This window comes from Caballeronia pedi (genome assembly GCF_001544915.2).
Taxonomy (GTDB): Bacteria; Pseudomonadota; Gammaproteobacteria; order Burkholderiales; family Burkholderiaceae; genus Caballeronia; species Caballeronia pedi.
The window spans coordinates 146,614-162,142 of record NZ_FCOE02000001.1 but is presented as its reverse complement, the minus strand read 5'-3'; the positions used below and the strand labels follow the sequence as shown (position 1 = coordinate 162,142).

Annotated in this window: 13 protein-coding genes; 4 read left to right on the top strand and 9 right to left on the bottom strand. The window is 63.2% G+C overall.

Features of this window, described 5'->3' with window-relative positions; genetic code table 11:
• Positions 1 to 171 precede the first annotated feature (171 nt).
• A complete protein-coding gene (locus AWB80_RS00815) occupies positions 172 to 834 on the top strand; it encodes a hypothetical protein (protein WP_061172745.1) in 663 nt (220 codons plus the stop codon).
• Positions 835 to 933: 99 nt separating this feature from the next.
• Here AWB80_RS00815 and AWB80_RS00810 read toward each other — a convergent pair whose 3' ends face one another.
• Genes AWB80_RS00810 through AWB80_RS00800 form a run of 3 tightly spaced genes read right to left on the bottom strand, consistent with a single transcriptional unit; the run spans position 934 to position 3,721 of the window.
• Positions 934 to 1,311 (bottom strand): RidA family protein, encoded by a 378-nt coding sequence (locus tag AWB80_RS00810; protein WP_061173071.1) that lies wholly within the window; start codon positions 1,309 to 1,311, stop codon positions 934 to 936.
• 32 nt (positions 1,312 to 1,343) lie between these two features.
• Positions 1,344 to 2,822, bottom strand: coding sequence for an N-acyl-D-amino-acid deacylase family protein (locus AWB80_RS00805; protein WP_061172744.1), 1,479 nt, complete (start codon positions 2,820 to 2,822; stop codon positions 1,344 to 1,346).
• Between the two features lie 2 nt (positions 2,823 to 2,824).
• A complete protein-coding gene (locus AWB80_RS00800; RefSeq protein WP_061172743.1) occupies positions 2,825 to 3,721 on the bottom strand; it encodes a MurR/RpiR family transcriptional regulator in 897 nt (298 codons plus the stop codon).
• A 145-nt stretch (positions 3,722 to 3,866) separates the two neighbouring features.
• On the opposite strand from AWB80_RS00800, the gene AWB80_RS00795 reads away from it, so the two are divergent.
• Positions 3,867 to 5,141, top strand: coding sequence for an amino acid deaminase (locus AWB80_RS00795; protein ID WP_061172742.1), 1,275 nt, complete (start codon positions 3,867 to 3,869; stop codon positions 5,139 to 5,141).
• Here the strand turns inward: AWB80_RS00795 and AWB80_RS00790 are convergent.
• Complete coding sequence (locus tag AWB80_RS00790; RefSeq protein WP_061172741.1) at positions 5,138 to 5,608, bottom strand: MarR family winged helix-turn-helix transcriptional regulator; 471 nt, start codon at positions 5,606 to 5,608, stop codon at positions 5,138 to 5,140. The two genes, AWB80_RS00795 and AWB80_RS00790, sit on opposite strands and share 4 nt — an antisense overlap.
• Before the next feature lie 17 nt (positions 5,609 to 5,625).
• On the bottom strand, positions 5,626 to 7,221 hold the full coding sequence (locus AWB80_RS00785) for an MFS transporter (RefSeq protein ID WP_061172740.1): 1,596 nt from the start codon (positions 7,219 to 7,221) through the stop codon (positions 5,626 to 5,628).
• 105 nt (positions 7,222 to 7,326) lie between these two features.
• Here AWB80_RS00785 and AWB80_RS00780 point away from each other — a divergent pair, with 105 nt between their 5' ends.
• A complete protein-coding gene (locus tag AWB80_RS00780) occupies positions 7,327 to 8,175 on the top strand; it encodes an EcsC family protein (protein WP_061172739.1) in 849 nt (282 codons plus the stop codon).
• On the opposite strand, the gene AWB80_RS00775 is transcribed toward AWB80_RS00780, so the two are convergent.
• The 3 genes from AWB80_RS00775 to AWB80_RS00765 form a co-directional block, all read right to left on the bottom strand.
• Complete coding sequence (locus AWB80_RS00775) at positions 8,145 to 9,074, bottom strand: alpha/beta hydrolase (protein ID WP_061172738.1); 930 nt, start codon at positions 9,072 to 9,074, stop codon at positions 8,145 to 8,147. The two genes, AWB80_RS00780 and AWB80_RS00775, sit on opposite strands and share 31 nt — an antisense overlap.
• Before the next feature lie 28 nt (positions 9,075 to 9,102).
• The gene (locus AWB80_RS00770) at positions 9,103 to 9,516 is read right to left on the bottom strand and encodes a CHRD domain-containing protein (RefSeq protein WP_425266828.1); all 414 of its coding nucleotides are present in this window, start codon (positions 9,514 to 9,516) and stop codon (positions 9,103 to 9,105) included.
• A 208-nt stretch (positions 9,517 to 9,724) separates the two neighbouring features.
• Positions 9,725 to 10,882, bottom strand: coding sequence for a porin (locus tag AWB80_RS00765; protein WP_061172736.1), 1,158 nt, complete (start codon positions 10,880 to 10,882; stop codon positions 9,725 to 9,727).
• Positions 10,883 to 11,325: 443 nt separating this feature from the next.
• Here AWB80_RS00765 and AWB80_RS00760 point away from each other — a divergent pair, with 443 nt between their 5' ends.
• On the top strand, positions 11,326 to 12,261 hold the full coding sequence (locus AWB80_RS00760; RefSeq protein WP_061172735.1) for a LysR family transcriptional regulator: 936 nt from the start codon (positions 11,326 to 11,328) through the stop codon (positions 12,259 to 12,261).
• A 39-nt stretch (positions 12,262 to 12,300) separates the two neighbouring features.
• Here AWB80_RS00760 and AWB80_RS00755 read toward each other — a convergent pair whose 3' ends face one another.
• The gene (locus AWB80_RS00755) at positions 12,301 to 15,390 is read right to left on the bottom strand and encodes an ATP-binding protein (protein ID WP_244206350.1); all 3,090 of its coding nucleotides are present in this window, start codon (positions 15,388 to 15,390) and stop codon (positions 12,301 to 12,303) included.
• Positions 15,391 to 15,529 lie beyond the last annotated feature (139 nt).

The window sequence follows — 15,529 nt, the reverse complement described above, 5'->3', positions numbered from 1 at the left end:
AATTCATAAGCAAAACTGCAATAAATTAGCGTTTTTTACAGTCCGCACTCCCCTCAAACTGCCGACCCCGGATAATGTCGCGGGCTCGGCAGTAACCTTTGGATCCAACAAAACAGCTGGTCCGCTCGGGCTTGCGCCGGATCAAAATTAATTAAATATTTAGGATTACATATGTTGTCGATACGCGAGTATCTCATAATATTGGTTTCGATCGCACTCACGGGCTGCGTGTCTGTGGATCAAAAACCGCTACCAAAAGAATCCATTGCCACGCTGACAAACAAACGTGTGGACTATACCGAGTATGAAAAGCCCGGCTTCACCGCGATGACACCGGGCAAGGCGATGTTCGGCGCCCTCGGAGCAGTCGTGATGATGTCGGCAGGAAATTCCATCGTGAAAGAAAACGGCATTGAAGACCCCTCGTTGAGCATCAGCCGCCAATTGATGGATCGATTGACGGAGAAACATGGGATGCTGCGAGCCCCCCATCAAACCGGTCTGGTCGACACGGATGATGTTGCTGCTCTCTCAAGCAAACACACGGACACCGATTATCTGATCGATGTAAAGACCATTAATTGGATGTTTAGCTACTTACCGACGCAATGGCTAAGCTATCGCGTTACGTACAGCACACGTATGAGGCTAATCGATACGGCAAAGCAGGAAGTCGTCGCGCAAACCTTGTGCGTTGCGCGGCCTGTAGACGAGGCGCACTTACCATCCGAGGATGACTTGCTTTCGGAGAACGCGAAGCTTCTGAAATCGCTTTTGCAGAAAGCAGCGGACGATTGCACCTCGGTCGTATCGAAAGAATACTTGCAGCTCTAGGCCGCTTTTCGACGGCCGCAGCCTGGCAAGGCGTGCGGCCATTCTCTCACTCGTCAGAAAGGGCAAGTACAGGCATCGCGCCCGGACTCACTGAGCCTCCTACTTCTTATAAGCCACGCAATCCACTTCGACCTTGCAGTCGATCACCATCGACGACACGACACACGCGCGCGCCGGCGGATTCGCGCCGAAGTACTCCTTGAACACCTTGTTGAACGAAGCAAAATCGCGCGGATCATCCAGCCACACGCCGCAGCGCACCACGTGCTCCGTCCCGTAACCCGCTTCCTTCAGAATCGCGAGCACGTTCTGAATCGCCTTGTGCGATTGCTCGACGATGCAGCCGTTGATCACCTCGCCGTTTTCCATCGGCGTCTGGCCCGATACGAACAGCCAGCCATCCGCCTCGACCGCGCGTGCGAACGGCATATGCGCGCCGCCTTGTCCCTTGCCACCTTCAACGCCATAACGCTTCATCTTCAACTCCTTTTCCTGACTCAAACAAATTCTCAAAACGCGCCCTGCGCATCCAGCCTGGATGCGGAACCGCGCGCCACGAAACGTCCCGCGCGCGCGCCGGTCACGGCCCGCTCGCGATACGTCAAAACGCCATTCACCCACACCGCGTCGATGCCGTCCGCCGCCTGTTGCGGCTCGGCGAACGTCGCGGCATCGCGCACGCGCTCGGGATCGAACACGACCAGATCCGCGTGATAGCCGAGCTTCACCTCGCCACGCTCCGTCAAACCGAAACGACGCGCCGACAGACTCGTCATCTTGCGCACCGCCTCTTCGAGCGGAATCAGCGCCGTATCGCGCGCATAGTGGCCGAGCACGCGCGGAAACGCGCCCCACAGACGCGGATGCGGCAGCGGATCGTTCGGCAAGCCGTCCGAGCCGACCATCGTCGCGGGATGCGAGAGGATGCGCCGCACGTCGTCTTCCGACATGTTGTGATACACCGCGCCCGCCGGTTGCAGGCGCTTCCCGGCTTCCTGCTGGCTGACCTGCCATTCGTCGGCGACTTCGCGGATCAGTTTGCCCGCCATTTCCGGATGCGGCGTCGACCATGTGATCGTGATGTCGATATCGCCCGTCACCTGCTTCAGGTCGAGCGTCGACGAACTGCGGTTGTACGGGTAGCAATCGCAGCCGACCGGCTGGCCGTCGCGCGTGGTTTCGATCGACTTCAGCACTTCCGTGCTGCGCCCCCAGTTCGACGGCCCCGCGCATTTCAGATGCGAAATCACCACCGGCACGCGCGCATGGCGGCCGACGCGATACGCCTCGTCCATCGCGTCGAGGATCGCGTCGAATTCGGTGCGCATGTGCGTCGTGTAGAGCGCGCCCGCCTTCGCGAGCGGCTCGGCCAGCGCCTGCACTTCTTCCGGCGGCGCGTTGAACGCCGATCCATATGCGAGCCCGCTCGACAAACCGAGCGCGCCGTTATCCAGCGCTTCTTCGAGCTGCGCGCGCATGGCCGCGACTTCATCGCCGGAAGCCGCGCGATCCAGCCGGTCCATATGGTTGTTGCGCAACGCCGTATGGCCGATCAGCGCGCCGACGTTCACCGTCGGTTGCGCCTCGTTGACGGCGTCGACATAAGCGGCGAAGGTCGGATATCTGAACGCGGCGGCGTCGCCGAGCAGGTTCATCGGATCGGGCGGATCGCCCTTGAGCGTCACCGGCGACGCGCTGATCCCGCAATTGCCGACGATCACCGTCGTCACGCCCTGCGTGATCTTCGGCATCATCTGCGGCGAGCGGATCACGTGCGTGTCGTCATGCGTGTGAACGTCGATGAAACCGGGCGCGAGCACTTTGCCCTCGGCGTCGAAGGTTGCGTCGGCGCTCCAGCCGGACAGGCCGCCCGGCGCCTCGATCGCGACGATGCGCCCGTCGCGCACCGCTACATCGCGCAGGACGGCGGGCGCGCCCGTGCCGTCGATCAGGCGCGCGCCAACGATCAGCGTGTCGCACTTTTCCATGGTCAGTCTCCCAAGGGTTGACGCTCGCCGCCGCCGCGATGCGAATCGAGCGCGTGCTTCATGCGGCGCAGGAGTTCGCGGCTGTGATCGGCCTGCTTGACGGCCAGTTCGGTGACGAGCAAATCGAGCGCCATCATCATCGCGTAGCGCGACGACGACGGTTTGTAGATGAAGTCCGTTTCGATCGCGATGACCGGAATCAGCCAGTCCGCGAGCGCGCCGAGCGGCGACGCGGGCGCGGTCAGCGCAATCACGCGCGCGCCGTACTGTTTCGCGAGCCCGCAGCTTTCGACGATCTCGGGCGTATGCCCCGTCACCGACAGCGCGATCACGACGTGCTCTTTCGACAAGGTCGACGCGACCATGCGTTGCAACAGCCCGTCCTGATACGACGCAACCGGCCGGCCGAGCCGCACGAGGCGAAAGCGCATTTCATCGGCGAGCGCGGTCGAGCCGCCGCCCATGCCGAACACGTAGATCATCGAGGCCGCGGCGAGCGTGTCGGCCGCCTGAGCGATCGGCGCGGCGGCAAGCGCCCCCTGATTCTGCGCGAGCGTCGCCTGCACTTCGTCGAAGATGCGCGCGGCGAGCGTATCGGGCGCCGCATCGCCTTCGTCCGGACGGCGCGTCAGGAAACGCTGGCCGACCGCCGCCGCCTGCGCGAGCCGCAGCTTCAGTTCGCGCACGTCCGCGCAGCCGACGGCCTTCGCGAAACGCGTCACCGTGGCGACGCTCACCTCCGCCTTGTCGGCCAGCGCGCCGATGCTCGCGCGCGATGCGCCCGTCAGGTCGTCGAGAATCAGCGCGGCGACCTTGCGCTCGGCGCCGCGCAACTCGGGCGCGCGCTCCGCGATGCGTGCGACGATGTCGAAACTGAGCGGGTCGGCGTGGCCGTTCATGTCGGTTTGAGGGTTTACCTGAGGTCTGTGTTACTAAATAACATTTCCATCACGGATGCTACTTTGGTTAACATAGCACCGTCAACTCTGATGCGCATTGGATCGTGCACGGGGTTTATTTAAACGGACGATGGAGTAGCAGCACATGAAAGTTACAAACTATCAGAACGCCACGATCGACCCGTTCGGCAAAGGTCTCGGCATGGTGCCGGGTACGAGCATCCAGTTGCAGGACGCGTCGCGCCTGCAATGGAGTCTGCTCGAAGAGGACGTGAGTCTGCCCGCCGCCGTGCTCTATTCCGATCGCATCGAACATAACCTGAAGTGGATGCAGGCATTCGTCGGCGAGTACGGCGTGAAGCTCGCGCCGCACGGCAAGACGACCATGGCGCCGCAACTCTTTCGCCGTCAGCTCGAAACGGGCGCGTGGGGCATCACGCTCGCGACCGCGCATCAGGTGCGCGCGGCGTATCGCGGCGGCGTGCATCGCATCCTGATGGCGAATCAGCTCGTCGGCAAACGCAACATGGGCATGATCGCCGAATTGCTCACCGATCCGAACTTCGAGTTCTTCTGTCTGGTCGATTCCGCCGATGGCGTCGATCAACTCGGCGAATTCTTCAGTTCGGTGCGCAAGAAGCTGAACGTACTGATCGAACTGGGCGTGCCGGGCGGACGCACGGGCGTGCGCGACGACGCGCAGTGCGATGCCGTGCTCGCCGCGATCGCGCGCTGGCCGGACACGATCGAGCTGGCGGGCATCGAGCTGTATGAAGGCGTGCTGCAGGACGAAACGAAGGTGCGCGAGTTTTTGCAAAGCGCCGTCGATGTCACGCGCAAGCTGATCGCCGAAGGCAAAATCGCGCGCAAGCCCGCGATTCTCTCGGGCGCGGGATCGGCGTGGTACGACGTCGTCGCCGATGAATTCGCCAAGGCGCACAGCGATGCGATCGAGGTCGTGCTGCGTCCGGGCTGCTATCTGACGCACGACGTCGGCATCTACAAGAAAGCGCAAAACGAGATCTTCGCGCGCAATCCGATCGCGAAGAAAATGGGGCAAGGCCTGAAGCCCGCGCTGCAACTGTGGGCGTACGTGCAGTCGATTCCGGAGCCGGATCGCGTGATCATCGGGCTCGGCAAGCGCGATTCCGCGTTCGATGCGGGCATGCCGGAGCCGGCGAAGCATTATCGTCCGGGCAATGAGGCGCCGCGCGATATCGCGTCCGATGAAGGCTGGGAGATTTTCGGCCTGATGGATCAGCACGCGTACCTGCGCATCAAGCCGGGCGACGACGTGAAGGTCGGCGACATGATCGCGTTCGACATCTCGCATCCGTGCCTGACCTTCGACAAGTGGCGTCAGATTCTCGTCGTCGATCCGAAGTATCGCGTCACCGAAGTGATCGAAACGTTTTTCTAAGCTTTCTCTTCGACGGCGGCCGCTTGCGACGCATTGGCCGCCGCCACTTCCTGAATGCGTCCCTCGAACATGTGCAGCGCGCTCGACAAGGCTTCGATGGCCTCGTCGGGCAGCGATGCCATCGTGTCGTGCAGGAACGCGTTGCGTCGCGGCAAGCCTTGTTCGGCGATCGCGCGCCCTTGCGCGGTCAGCGCGACATTCGACACGCGGTTGTCGCGCGCGTCGACGCTGCGCACGATCCAGCCCAGCCCTTCCAGCGTCTTCAGTTGCCGCGTCAGCGCGCCCGGGTCCACCTTCAGGCGCTCGACGAGTTTCTTCTGCGACAGCACGCCGGCGTGCTCGTGCAGCGCGAGCAGGATGCGCCAGCGCGGCATCGGCTGACCGACGGCCGCCTCGAACGCCGACATGAACGCGCGATACGTGCGCCCGAACTGCTGCACGACGGCGATACGGTCCTGTTCATTCATGCTTTCGATTTCCGTAGTCATTCGGCGAGGATCGTCGGCTCCTGCGGCCCTTTCAGTCGCACCGGCGGCACGCGACGCGACTGCCACACCGACACCACCGCGACCAGCGCCGCCAGCGCAAGGCCAATGTGTATCGCCGCGACGAGCGCTTCGCGCGCGGCTTCGAGCAGCATCGCGCCGTTGTGGCCCGCCGCCGTCAATTGCGCGAGCAGCGCCTGCTGGCCGTCGCGATTGATGAGGATTTGCGGGTCGGAGAGATCGCCGGTCCAATGCAGCGCGCGATCCTTTTCGAGCGCGAGATTCACGCCGCTCGCATAGAGATGGCTTACGAGCGTGCCGGTCAGCGCGGTGCCGATCATCCCGCCGATCATGCGCAGCGATTGCAGCAACGCGGTCGCGATGCCGAGATGCGCGCGCCCCGCCGTCTGCTGCGCGAACACGGTGAGATTCGGCATCACGAAGCCGAGGCCGAGGCCGCCGAGCAGCATGATCACGAGCAGCAGCGCGCGCGGCATGTCATGCGTGGCGACGACCACGCCCAGGCACGACACGGCTAGCAGCGAGAAGCCGACGTACAGCATCAGGTTGGCGTTCTTCAGACGCGTCACGATGCGCCCGTTGACGATACTGCCGATCGTGATGAACACGACAAGCGGCGTGATCATCATGCCCGCATCCTTCGGCGACATGCCGAAGCCGCCCTGGAACAGCAGCGGCGCGTAGAACAACAGCGAGAACATCGTGAAGCCGCCGAGAATCGCGAGCGTGAAGAGCGCGGCGAGCGCCTTGTTGCGGAACATGTCGACGGGCAGGATCGCGTAATCGCAGCGCATCTCCCATTTCCACAGCGCGAAACCGGCCGCGACGCTCATCGCGAGCAGCGCGGCGGTTTCCGCGCCGAGGCCGTGCTTCGGCAGCATTTCGACGAACAATTGCAGCGCGCCGAGCGCGATCGCGATCAGCACCGCGCCCGGCCAGTCGAGGCGCATCTTGCCTTCATGCGCGACGTGGCGCAGATGCGGCAGAAACCGCCATACGAAAAAGAGCGACACGATGCCCACCGGCAAATTGACATAGAACACCGAACGCCAGCCGTAGTATTGCGTGAGAATGCCGCCGAGCGACGGCCCGACCGCATTGGCGATGCCGAACGCGGAGCTCATCAGCACTTGCCAGCGCAGGCGCACGACATTGTCCGGAAAGAGATCGGCGATGCACGCGAACGCCGTGCCGACCAGCATCCCGCCGCCGATGCCCTGCAAGCCGCGCGCGAGCACGAGGAACATCATGCTGTTGGCGAGCCCGCAGAGCACGGACGCGACGGTGAACACGACAATCGACGCGATCACGAACGGCTTGCGGCCGTAATAGTCGCCGAGCCGCCCGAAAATCGGCACGGTGATGACGGAAGTCAGAAGATACGACGTGGCGACCCACGCGTAGAGATCGAAACCCTTGAGTTCGGCGACGATAGTAGGCAGCGCGGTGCCGACCACCGTCTGATCGAGCGCGACGAGCATCGTGACGAACGAGACGCCCAGCATCGCCATGAGGGATTCGCGGAACGGCAGGACTTGTCCGCTGGAATGATGCGCGGCTGTGTGAACGGCCATCTTTGTGGGCGCAATGATTGACTAGTCAACGGAAATGGAATCATAGCACGGTGTTGCGCTCTAATCTGCATGGCAATTTACCCTTCACCGGACAGAAAACATCGCATGGAACCGACGCCGATCATCACCTCGCCGCTCACGCCCGACGATTTCGCGGCCTTGGCGCGCGCGAAGGAGTTGCTGGAAAGCCCGTCGCTGACGATGAAGCTCGCGAGCGTCGTCGGCGCGCCCATCGAAAAGCTGATGGGGCGCATGCCGTCCGTCGCGCAGGAGAAAGTCGACGAGGCGACGCAAATCGCGCTCAAAAAGTGCCTCCAGCTCGCGCTGCGCACCATCGGCAAGAGCGCGCCGTCGGACTCGCTGCTCGCGCCGCCGCCCGACAAGCCGCACAACCTGATGCACAAACTGGCTGTCGCGACGACCGGCGCGGCGGGCGGCGCGTTCGGGCTGTTCGCGCTGCCGGTCGAATTGCCGGTCACGACCACGCTGATGTTCCGCTCCATCTGCGACATCGCGCGCAGCGAGGGCGAGGACGTGCATCGCGTCGATACGCAACTGCAATGCATGATGGTGCTCGGCATGGGCGGCACCAAAGCCAGCGACGACAGCGCCGATATCGGCTATTTCATCGTGCGCAGTGCGCTCGCGCAGTCGGTGTCGCGCGCGACCAACGAGATCGCGGCGAAGGGTCTGAGCAGTCACGGATCGACGGCGCTGCTCAAGTTTCTGCAGACCATCGCGTCGCGGTTTTCGGTGCAGGTCAGCGAACAGGTCGCCGCGAAGTCGATTCCGGCGATCGGCGCGGTGCTCGGCGCGATGGTGAACACGGTGTTCATCGATCATTTTCAGCAGATGGCGCATGGCCACTTCACCGTGCGCCGGCTGGAACGGCGCTATGGCGCGTCGGCGGTCGAGCGTGCTTATCAGACGATCGAGGTGTTGGGCGGGCGATGAACAGCCGCATCGATGAACGTGGCGGCGCGCGCGAGCGCCTCGCGCGCTTCTGGCATGAACGGCGCCCAGATCTGGAAGATGTGCGGGACGTCGCGCCAGATGTCGAGTTCGACGCGCACGCCCGCCGCGCGCGCTTGCGCAGCCACGCGAGTGGAATCGTCGAGCAGCAATTCCGTGTCGCCGACCTGGATCAGAAGCGGCGGCAAGCCTTCGAATGCGCCGAACAGCGGCGATGCATAAGGCGTGCGTGCATCGGCAGTGCCGAGATACTGGGCGGCCACGCGCGGAAACACCGACGCGTGATACATCGGGTCACGTCCGTCGTTGGTCCGCATCGAGTCGCCGCCGCAGGTCAGATCCGTCCACGGCGAGAACAGAACACCCGCCGCGGGTAGGGGGTCGCGGGCGTCGCGTACGGCGAGGAGCGTTGCGAGCGCGAGACCGCCGCCGGCTGAATCGCCGGCAATCACGATCGATTGTGCGGGAACGCCATCTTCCAGCAAGCGACGGTATGCGGCGACGCTGTCATCGAGCGCCGCGGGAAAGCGATGCTCGGGCGCAAGACGATAGTCGAGCGAGAAGACACGCGCATTCGCCGGCACGGCCAGCCCGAACGTGATCGCGCGATGACTGCGCGGCGAGCAGAAGTAATAGCCGCCGCCGTGCAGATAGAGGATGGTTGCGCGGGGAGTTGCCGGCGGCGTGAGCCATTCGCCGCGTCGTGGCGCTTCGGCGCTCGAATCGCGGATATCGAGCCGCCAGCCTTTCGGCACACGCGGCGACCAGATTCGACGCGACGCGTAGTTTCGCGCCAGTTCGACATCGACTTCGGGTTCTGCCGAATGCGGACGCATGCGCCTGCGCACGACCCAACACGCCAGCGCGCTTTGCCAGCTCATCGTGGATCTTGGGATGCGTGAACCCGCGTCAATTCGACGGCATCACCTGACCGCGTATCTCGCCGGTCGGGTTCTCCTGCGTGTGAATGTTGAAGTACCACTGCCCCGTCATGAGATCGTTGACCTGTTGATCGGTCAGCGTCGCTTGTCCTTTCATCGGGCTCGCGAGTGCTTTCTTGTCGACGGGCACCTGCGGCTTCGCGTTCTGGCCGACCGGCGCGGGACCGTGGAAATGCGCCATCGTCACCGGGCCGGATAGTTCCGCGTATGTCACGGTCCAGGCGAATACTTTGGTGTCGGTGTCGAAGGTCGCGTCCAGGGTGCCGTGGCCTTTGCTTACGCGCGGCGGGACTTCGCTCGAAGGCTGGAGATTGGCTTTCAGCGCGACGGTGTCGGCGCAGGCTGCGCTCGCGGCAAGCATCATGAGGATCGGAACGGCCATCCAGCGGACATGTGGTCTGCATGTCGAGATCATTGTTGCTCTCCTGTTCGGCGGACAGGGCGTCGTCGAGACGATGGCCGCATCGTCATGGTAGAGCATCCGGATGGGCGGCGCCTTTCGCTTCGTTGCGAACGGGCGCGTATGCGAAAAAGGGCGCCTTGCGGCGCCCTTCTCTACCTAGCTAAAGCTCGGTACTGCTTCGAGCGCTTTAGAAGCGGTGACGGATACCCGTCGTCACGAGAACCTGACGGCTGCTCGAGGAGGTATCAGCACCGTTGATGCCGGCGGCCGGGTACACACCTTCTCCACCGCCGCTAGCGATCTGCACCACGCCTTCCGCGTAGATGTCAGTACGCTTGGACAGTGCGTAGTCCGTTTGCAAACCGAACTGGTGACGACGAACGCGCCTCGACTCCGCCCGCGGATCTTCGGTCTTGGCGTACGTGAACGTGTACGCTGCGCCAAGTGACAGTGCCGGCGTCAAGGCGTAGCGGCCATTGATTTCGTAGTTGTTGGCGATGCTCGAGGAGTCAGCCACCACTTCGCTGTCGTTGTCCGAACGCGTCTGCGTCCACACCGCGCCGAACGTCATCGGGCCCGTCGAGAAGCTGCCGCCGGCACCAAACGTGCGCAGACGCGCCGTCTGCTGAGCGCCCGCAATGATCGGCGACACCACACTTTCCGTGATCGCGCCGGCCGTGTTCGAGTTGAAACCGTTCGCTTGCGTGTATGCAGCGCCAAGCTTGAACGGGCCGTTTGCATAACCCGCACCGAAGCTGTATGCACGGTTCGCCGCGAAGCTGCCTGCGGAGTTCGAGAAGCCATATGCGCCGGCGAACGTCAGGCCAGCGTAGTTCGCGCTCACGAACTTGACGGAGTTGTTGATGCGGAATGCGTTGCCGTCGAGGTTGTCGATGTCGCCCGGGTGTGCGAAGTACGTACCGCCCCACGTGCCGGTGGCGCTCATCGGCCCGAGGAAGTCGGCGACAGCATCGTTCTGGCGACCGAGCGTCAGCGTGCCCACTTGAGCAGTCGACAGGCCGACGTACGCCTGACGGCCGAACTGGCGACCGTCGCCGGTGCCGTTAGCGATATTGAAACCGTTTTCCAACGTGAAAACAGCCTTCATGCCGCCGCCGAGATCTTCAGCACCGCGCAGGCCCCAGCGGCTCGGATTCACGTTGCCGCTCGTCACGCCAAACGAGCTTGCCTTCGCGCTTTCGCCCGTTTCGTTACGCACGTTGTTCACATACGTCAGACCCGCGTCGACCAGACCATACAGCGTGACGCTGCTTTGCGCGCTGGCAGCGGTTGCGAACGATGCGGCCAGCGTTGCGACGGCCGTTACGATCAAATTCTTTTTCATGAGTGTTCCTTTCGTGAGTCGTGCGACTCGTGGGTTGCTTCAGGCCGAACGCCTGTCGAGCTCGGATTTGCCTCTTCGCTCATGCGGCTCGGCACCGATATTCGGCAGGACAAAGTTTATTGCCCGCCTTTTTTGAGAAACTGCCGAAAGAAACACAAAAGATCTTTCGAATAAATCGAAAAATGCATTTTCAATATGGATAAACGCTTAGGCGGCGTGGACTTACCGTTCGCGTCGCGCGTGTTTTCCGGGTCTATCGCGGAGATCAGTTGCATACATGCGACAGTGGTCACATTGAGACACACATGACAAATCAGAGTGCTCCCATTCCTGCTCTGTCGCCTCAGCATTAGCATCGCGCACGCGAGTAAGCAGTGCTCACGCTCCCGCCTCTGCTCGCCTACACGAACCGTTCGCAAGACGCCTCTCACCTCGCTACATCCATGAATCAATTCCAAGCGATGCGCGTCTTCATGAAGGTGGCCGAAACCGAATCATTCGGCCGCGCCGCCGCCGCGCTCGATCTGTCCAACGCCGTGGTGACGCGCTATGTCTCGCTGCTGGAAGCCCATCTCCATACGCGTCTGCTGAACCGCACGACGCGAAGCGTCTCTCTGACCGAAGCCGGCCGCGCCTATGCCGAAGGCTGCCGCGCGGTCATCGATCAGGTCGAGGCTATCGAGGCATCGGTGGCCAACAGTTCGGTGGATCCATCTGGCACGCTGAAGCTCGTGGCGTCTGCGTCGTTTTCATTGCTCGGCCTCACGCCGATGCTGCGTGAGTTTCGCGAGCGCTATGCAAACGTGAAACTGCGCCTGACGTTGCTGCATCGTCCGGTCGATCTCGTTGCGGAAGGTTTCGATGTCGGCATCGTCATGCCGCAACTTGTCAGTAGCGGCATGCTCATCAACCGCCCACTGGTCAGCGTCGCGGCGGTGCTCGTCGCGTCGCCCGGATATCTTTCACGGCGCGGCACGCCCGCGCGTCCCGCCGCGCTGGCGCAACACGAGTTTCTTGCGCCATCTGCGGACATTCACGGTTCGACGTGGTCCTTCGTCGGGCCTTCGGGTGTGCAGGAAAGTGTCGCGCTCGATCCCGCTTACGCCGTGAACAGTTCGCACATGTTGAGGCAGGCGGCGCTCGCCGAGATGGGAATCGCCGTATTGCCCGAGAGCTATGTGGCGCAGGACATCGACACCGGCGCACTCGTGCGCCTGCTGCCGGGCTACGCACTCAAGGACGCGCAGAAGGACGTGTCGATCGTCTATCCGGGCCGCCGGCACGTGTCGGCCAAAACACGCGCGTTCGTCGATTTCGCGCTGGCCTATTTCCGCGAGCGCGAATCGGTCAACGCGAATCACGCGGCGTTGTCGGAATAAGACCAGTGAACGCGGCGCCCGTGCGCCGCGACCACGCAATCAGAGAATCGTTGCGCCTTGTTCCTGAATGCGCTCGATGAGTTGTTCGCATCGCGCGATCAGCGCAAGCCCTTCCCGACGCCGCGCGTTTCGCGTTTTCGTCGGCAGGTCCCGGCGAAAATCCTCCAGCGCGCGAAGCAACGGCCGATACTGCAACACGCTGGCCGCCCCGACGACCCGATGATGCCAGTCGCGCAGATCATCCACGGTGCCACGATCGAGCAGCCGCCGAAGCGCCACGAGATCATCCCGGAACGACGAGACGAACGCATCCAGCAACGCCTTCACCGTCGCTTCGCTGCCCCATAGCTGCGCCATGGCGCCGATATCGAGCTCGTCGTCCTCGCGCGGCAACACGGTTGCGTCTTCCGGTACGTGCGGGCCGGGCACGGCCACGGCCTGATCGGTCACCCACCAGCGGTTCAGATGCTCGCGCAAGGTTGCGAGCCGCGTGGGCTTCACGAGGCAATCGTCCATGCCCGCCTCGCGGCATCTGCGCAGCTCGTCGGGCGCGGTGCTCGCCGTAATGCCGAGAATCGGCAGCCGACGCGCCGTGCCGGTTTCATCCGCCCGGATGCGGCGCGCGAGCTCGTAGCCCGTCATGTTCGGCATGTGGCAATCGGTGATCAGAAAGCCGTAGCGCGTATCCGCGAGCGTGGCGAGCGCCTCGACGCCGTCGTGCACGACATCGCAGGCGAAACCAAGCAACGAAAGCTGATGACGGATCAGTTCCTGATTCACCGGGTGATCCTCGGCCACGAGTACGAGCTTGCCGCCGCGCAGCGCGTCGCCACGGTCCGGCGCCTCCATCTTCGTGTCATGACCGAGCGTCGCGCCCGAGACGATTTGCGGCATGCCGGTCAGCGCGGCGACGCATGCCGCGCCGAGTCCGCGCCATGAGATCGGATTCACGCTCACGCGAATGTCGTCTTCGAGGATTCGATAGCCGGTCGGCTTCGGTTTCTCGGTCACGTGGATCACACGCGAGCCGAGCGGCAAGGCGCTCTTGTGGGTATCGCTCAGAAAGACGATTTCGACGTCTTCGAGCGATGCCGGTTCCGATCGCGCGAGTTCGCTGGGCGCATAACGCTGCAACACGAGGCCGAGTGCCTTGCCATAATGCATGAGCGCGGCCGCCACGCGGTCGTCGTCGATCGCGACGATGCCGCGCTTGCCGCGCAGTCCGTTGATCTGATAGTGCAGCGTCTCGATGGGCATCACGAGACGGACGTACATTGCCGTGCCGACACCGATCGCGCTTTCGAGACTCATGGTTCCGCCCATCAGTTCGACGAGGCGATTGCAAATGGTCAGCCCAAGCCCGGTCCCGCCGAAGCGGCGCGTCGTGGACGTCTCCGCCTGCACGAAAGGCTCGAAGAGGCTCTGCTGGGCCTCGGCCGCGATGCCGATGCCGGTATCCCTGACGCACAGTTCGATCATCTGCTCCGCGTCGCGTTGCTCGACTGCGCGAACATGCAGCGCGACATCGCCTTTGATCGTGAACTTGATCGCGTTGCTCATCAGGTTGAAGAGAATCTGTCTGAGGCGCACGCTGTCGCCCCGCACCAATGCAGCCACTTCCGGCGCCACGTCGACGCGCACGCGCAGCCCCTTTTCATGCGCTCGTCCGGCGAGCAGGCCGATCGCGTTATCCACGAGTTCGCGCAGATCGATCGGGGTCGATTCGATCGTGAGGCGCCCGGCCTCGATCTTCGAATAGTCGAGCAGATCGTCCAGAATCTGCAGGAGCGCGCTCGCGGAATCCTGAATCATGCCGAGCATCTGGGATTGATCCGGATTCAGCGGCGTGTTTTCGAGCACTTCGACGAGGCCGAGGACGCCGTTCATCGGCGTGCGGATTTCGTGGCTCATCATCGCCAGGAAATTGTCTTTCGCGCGCGAAGCGGCTTCGGCGGTATCGCGGGCGCGGGCGAGTTCGTCCGCGCGGGCATGCTCCACGCTGGCATCGGCCCAGTATCCGCTCCACACCACGCCGCCGTCGTCTTCGCGGTGCGCGACGAGATCGGCCCGAATCCAGCGCGTGACGCCTTCGATGGTCGATCGAAACTCGGTATGCAACGGTTCGAGCGTGCGCGCCGACGTCTCGATCTCGGCGAGCAGACGTGCGCTGTCCTCGAGGTTGACGTGCGTCAACGCGTGAATCGGATCATCGGCGAGCGCGATGACGTCGAGCCCGAGCAGTTGACGGGTGTCGCCATCGATATAAGGAAGGCTGTACGTGCCGTCGCTCTCACGGCGCAACTGGAACACGACGGCGGGCAGCGAGCGCGTTACGTCATGAAGGCGCCGCTCGGTCTGTCGCGCGCGGGTTTCGGCGTCGCGAATGTCGGTGATGTCGATCATCGTGCCGACGACGCCCGCGCGCTCGCCATTCGACGCGGTGAACGCGCCCGTCCAGAAAAGACCGCAGCGCGACAGATTCTGCTGGTCGCAGAATTCGGCTTCGACTTCCTGCCGCTGGCCGGTGGTCAGCGTCGCGTGCGTCAGTTCGTGCAGCAGCCGGCTGTGCTCCGCGCCCCACGCCGTCACAGCGAGACTCGTGCGGCCGAGAATGTCCTCGCGCCGCACGCCGAGCGCCTCCTCGAACGCGCGGTTCACCGCGATGTAGCGGTTCTCCATGTCCTTCGCGATGAGCGGGTACGGTACGACCTCCATCATCGTTTGCTGGAAGCTGAGTTGCGTCGCGAGACGCTGTTCGGTCTCCATGCGCCGGTGCATTTCCTGTTGCAGGCGGATGAACGCGCGAAGGGTCACGAACAGCACTGCGGCAATGCCGATAAGCGCCGGCAAAAGACGCAGCGCCGTGACGCTCCAGCCCGACGCCCCCGACGCCGTGGTCCGGGCAGCAGCGGAGCCGGACTCGGGAATTTGCGCGAACGCCCGCTTGATCAGTTCATCGAGCGGGTGCAGTTCGGAGTGCATGGCGTAATTCAGGCGTCCGGGCGGACTCGGCGCCACGATCATGTCGATCTCGCCGCGCTGAAATGCGGTCGCGGCCCGTGCCCAGTCGCGGAAAGGCTTTGGATCGAACGTCACGCCCAGTGACTGTTCGATTTTCGCGAGAGCCACTCGCGACGATTCGAGCGAAGCGTCCTCTGTTTCGCTTCCTTCGATCACGCCAACCACGATCGGTTTCAATGCGCGTAAGTAACCGCGCTCGGATTCGTCCAACTCGACTTTGGTGGTTGCGCGAAGCGTATTCGCGCGG

Excerpts from the sequence above, each read along its gene's own strand:
- AWB80_RS00810 (WP_061173071.1), bottom strand. The coding sequence starts at position 1,311 with ATGAAGCGTTATGGCGTTGAAGGTGGCAAGGGACAAGGCGGCGCGCAT.
- AWB80_RS00775 (WP_061172738.1), bottom strand. The coding sequence starts at position 9,074 with ATGAGCTGGCAAAGCGCGCTGGCGTGTTGGGTCGTGCGCAGGCGCATG.
- AWB80_RS00795 (WP_061172742.1), top strand. The coding sequence starts at position 3,867 with ATGAAAGTTACAAACTATCAGAACGCCACGATCGACCCGTTCGGCAAA.
- AWB80_RS00765 (WP_061172736.1), bottom strand. The coding sequence starts at position 10,882 with ATGAAAAAGAATTTGATCGTAACGGCCGTCGCAACGCTGGCCGCATCG.
- AWB80_RS00785 (WP_061172740.1), bottom strand. The coding sequence starts at position 7,221 with ATGGCCGTTCACACAGCCGCGCATCATTCCAGCGGACAAGTCCTGCCG.
- AWB80_RS00805 (WP_061172744.1), bottom strand. The coding sequence starts at position 2,822 with ATGGAAAAGTGCGACACGCTGATCGTTGGCGCGCGCCTGATCGACGGC.
- AWB80_RS00780 (WP_061172739.1), top strand. The coding sequence starts at position 7,327 with ATGGAACCGACGCCGATCATCACCTCGCCGCTCACGCCCGACGATTTC.
- AWB80_RS00770 (WP_425266828.1), bottom strand. The coding sequence starts at position 9,516 with ATGGCCGTTCCGATCCTCATGATGCTTGCCGCGAGCGCAGCCTGCGCC.
- AWB80_RS00790 (WP_061172741.1), bottom strand. The coding sequence starts at position 5,608 with ATGAATGAACAGGACCGTATCGCCGTCGTGCAGCAGTTCGGGCGCACG.
- AWB80_RS00800 (WP_061172743.1), bottom strand. The coding sequence starts at position 3,721 with ATGAACGGCCACGCCGACCCGCTCAGTTTCGACATCGTCGCACGCATC.
- AWB80_RS00760 (WP_061172735.1), top strand. The coding sequence starts at position 11,326 with ATGAATCAATTCCAAGCGATGCGCGTCTTCATGAAGGTGGCCGAAACC.
- AWB80_RS00815 (WP_061172745.1), top strand. The coding sequence starts at position 172 with ATGTTGTCGATACGCGAGTATCTCATAATATTGGTTTCGATCGCACTC.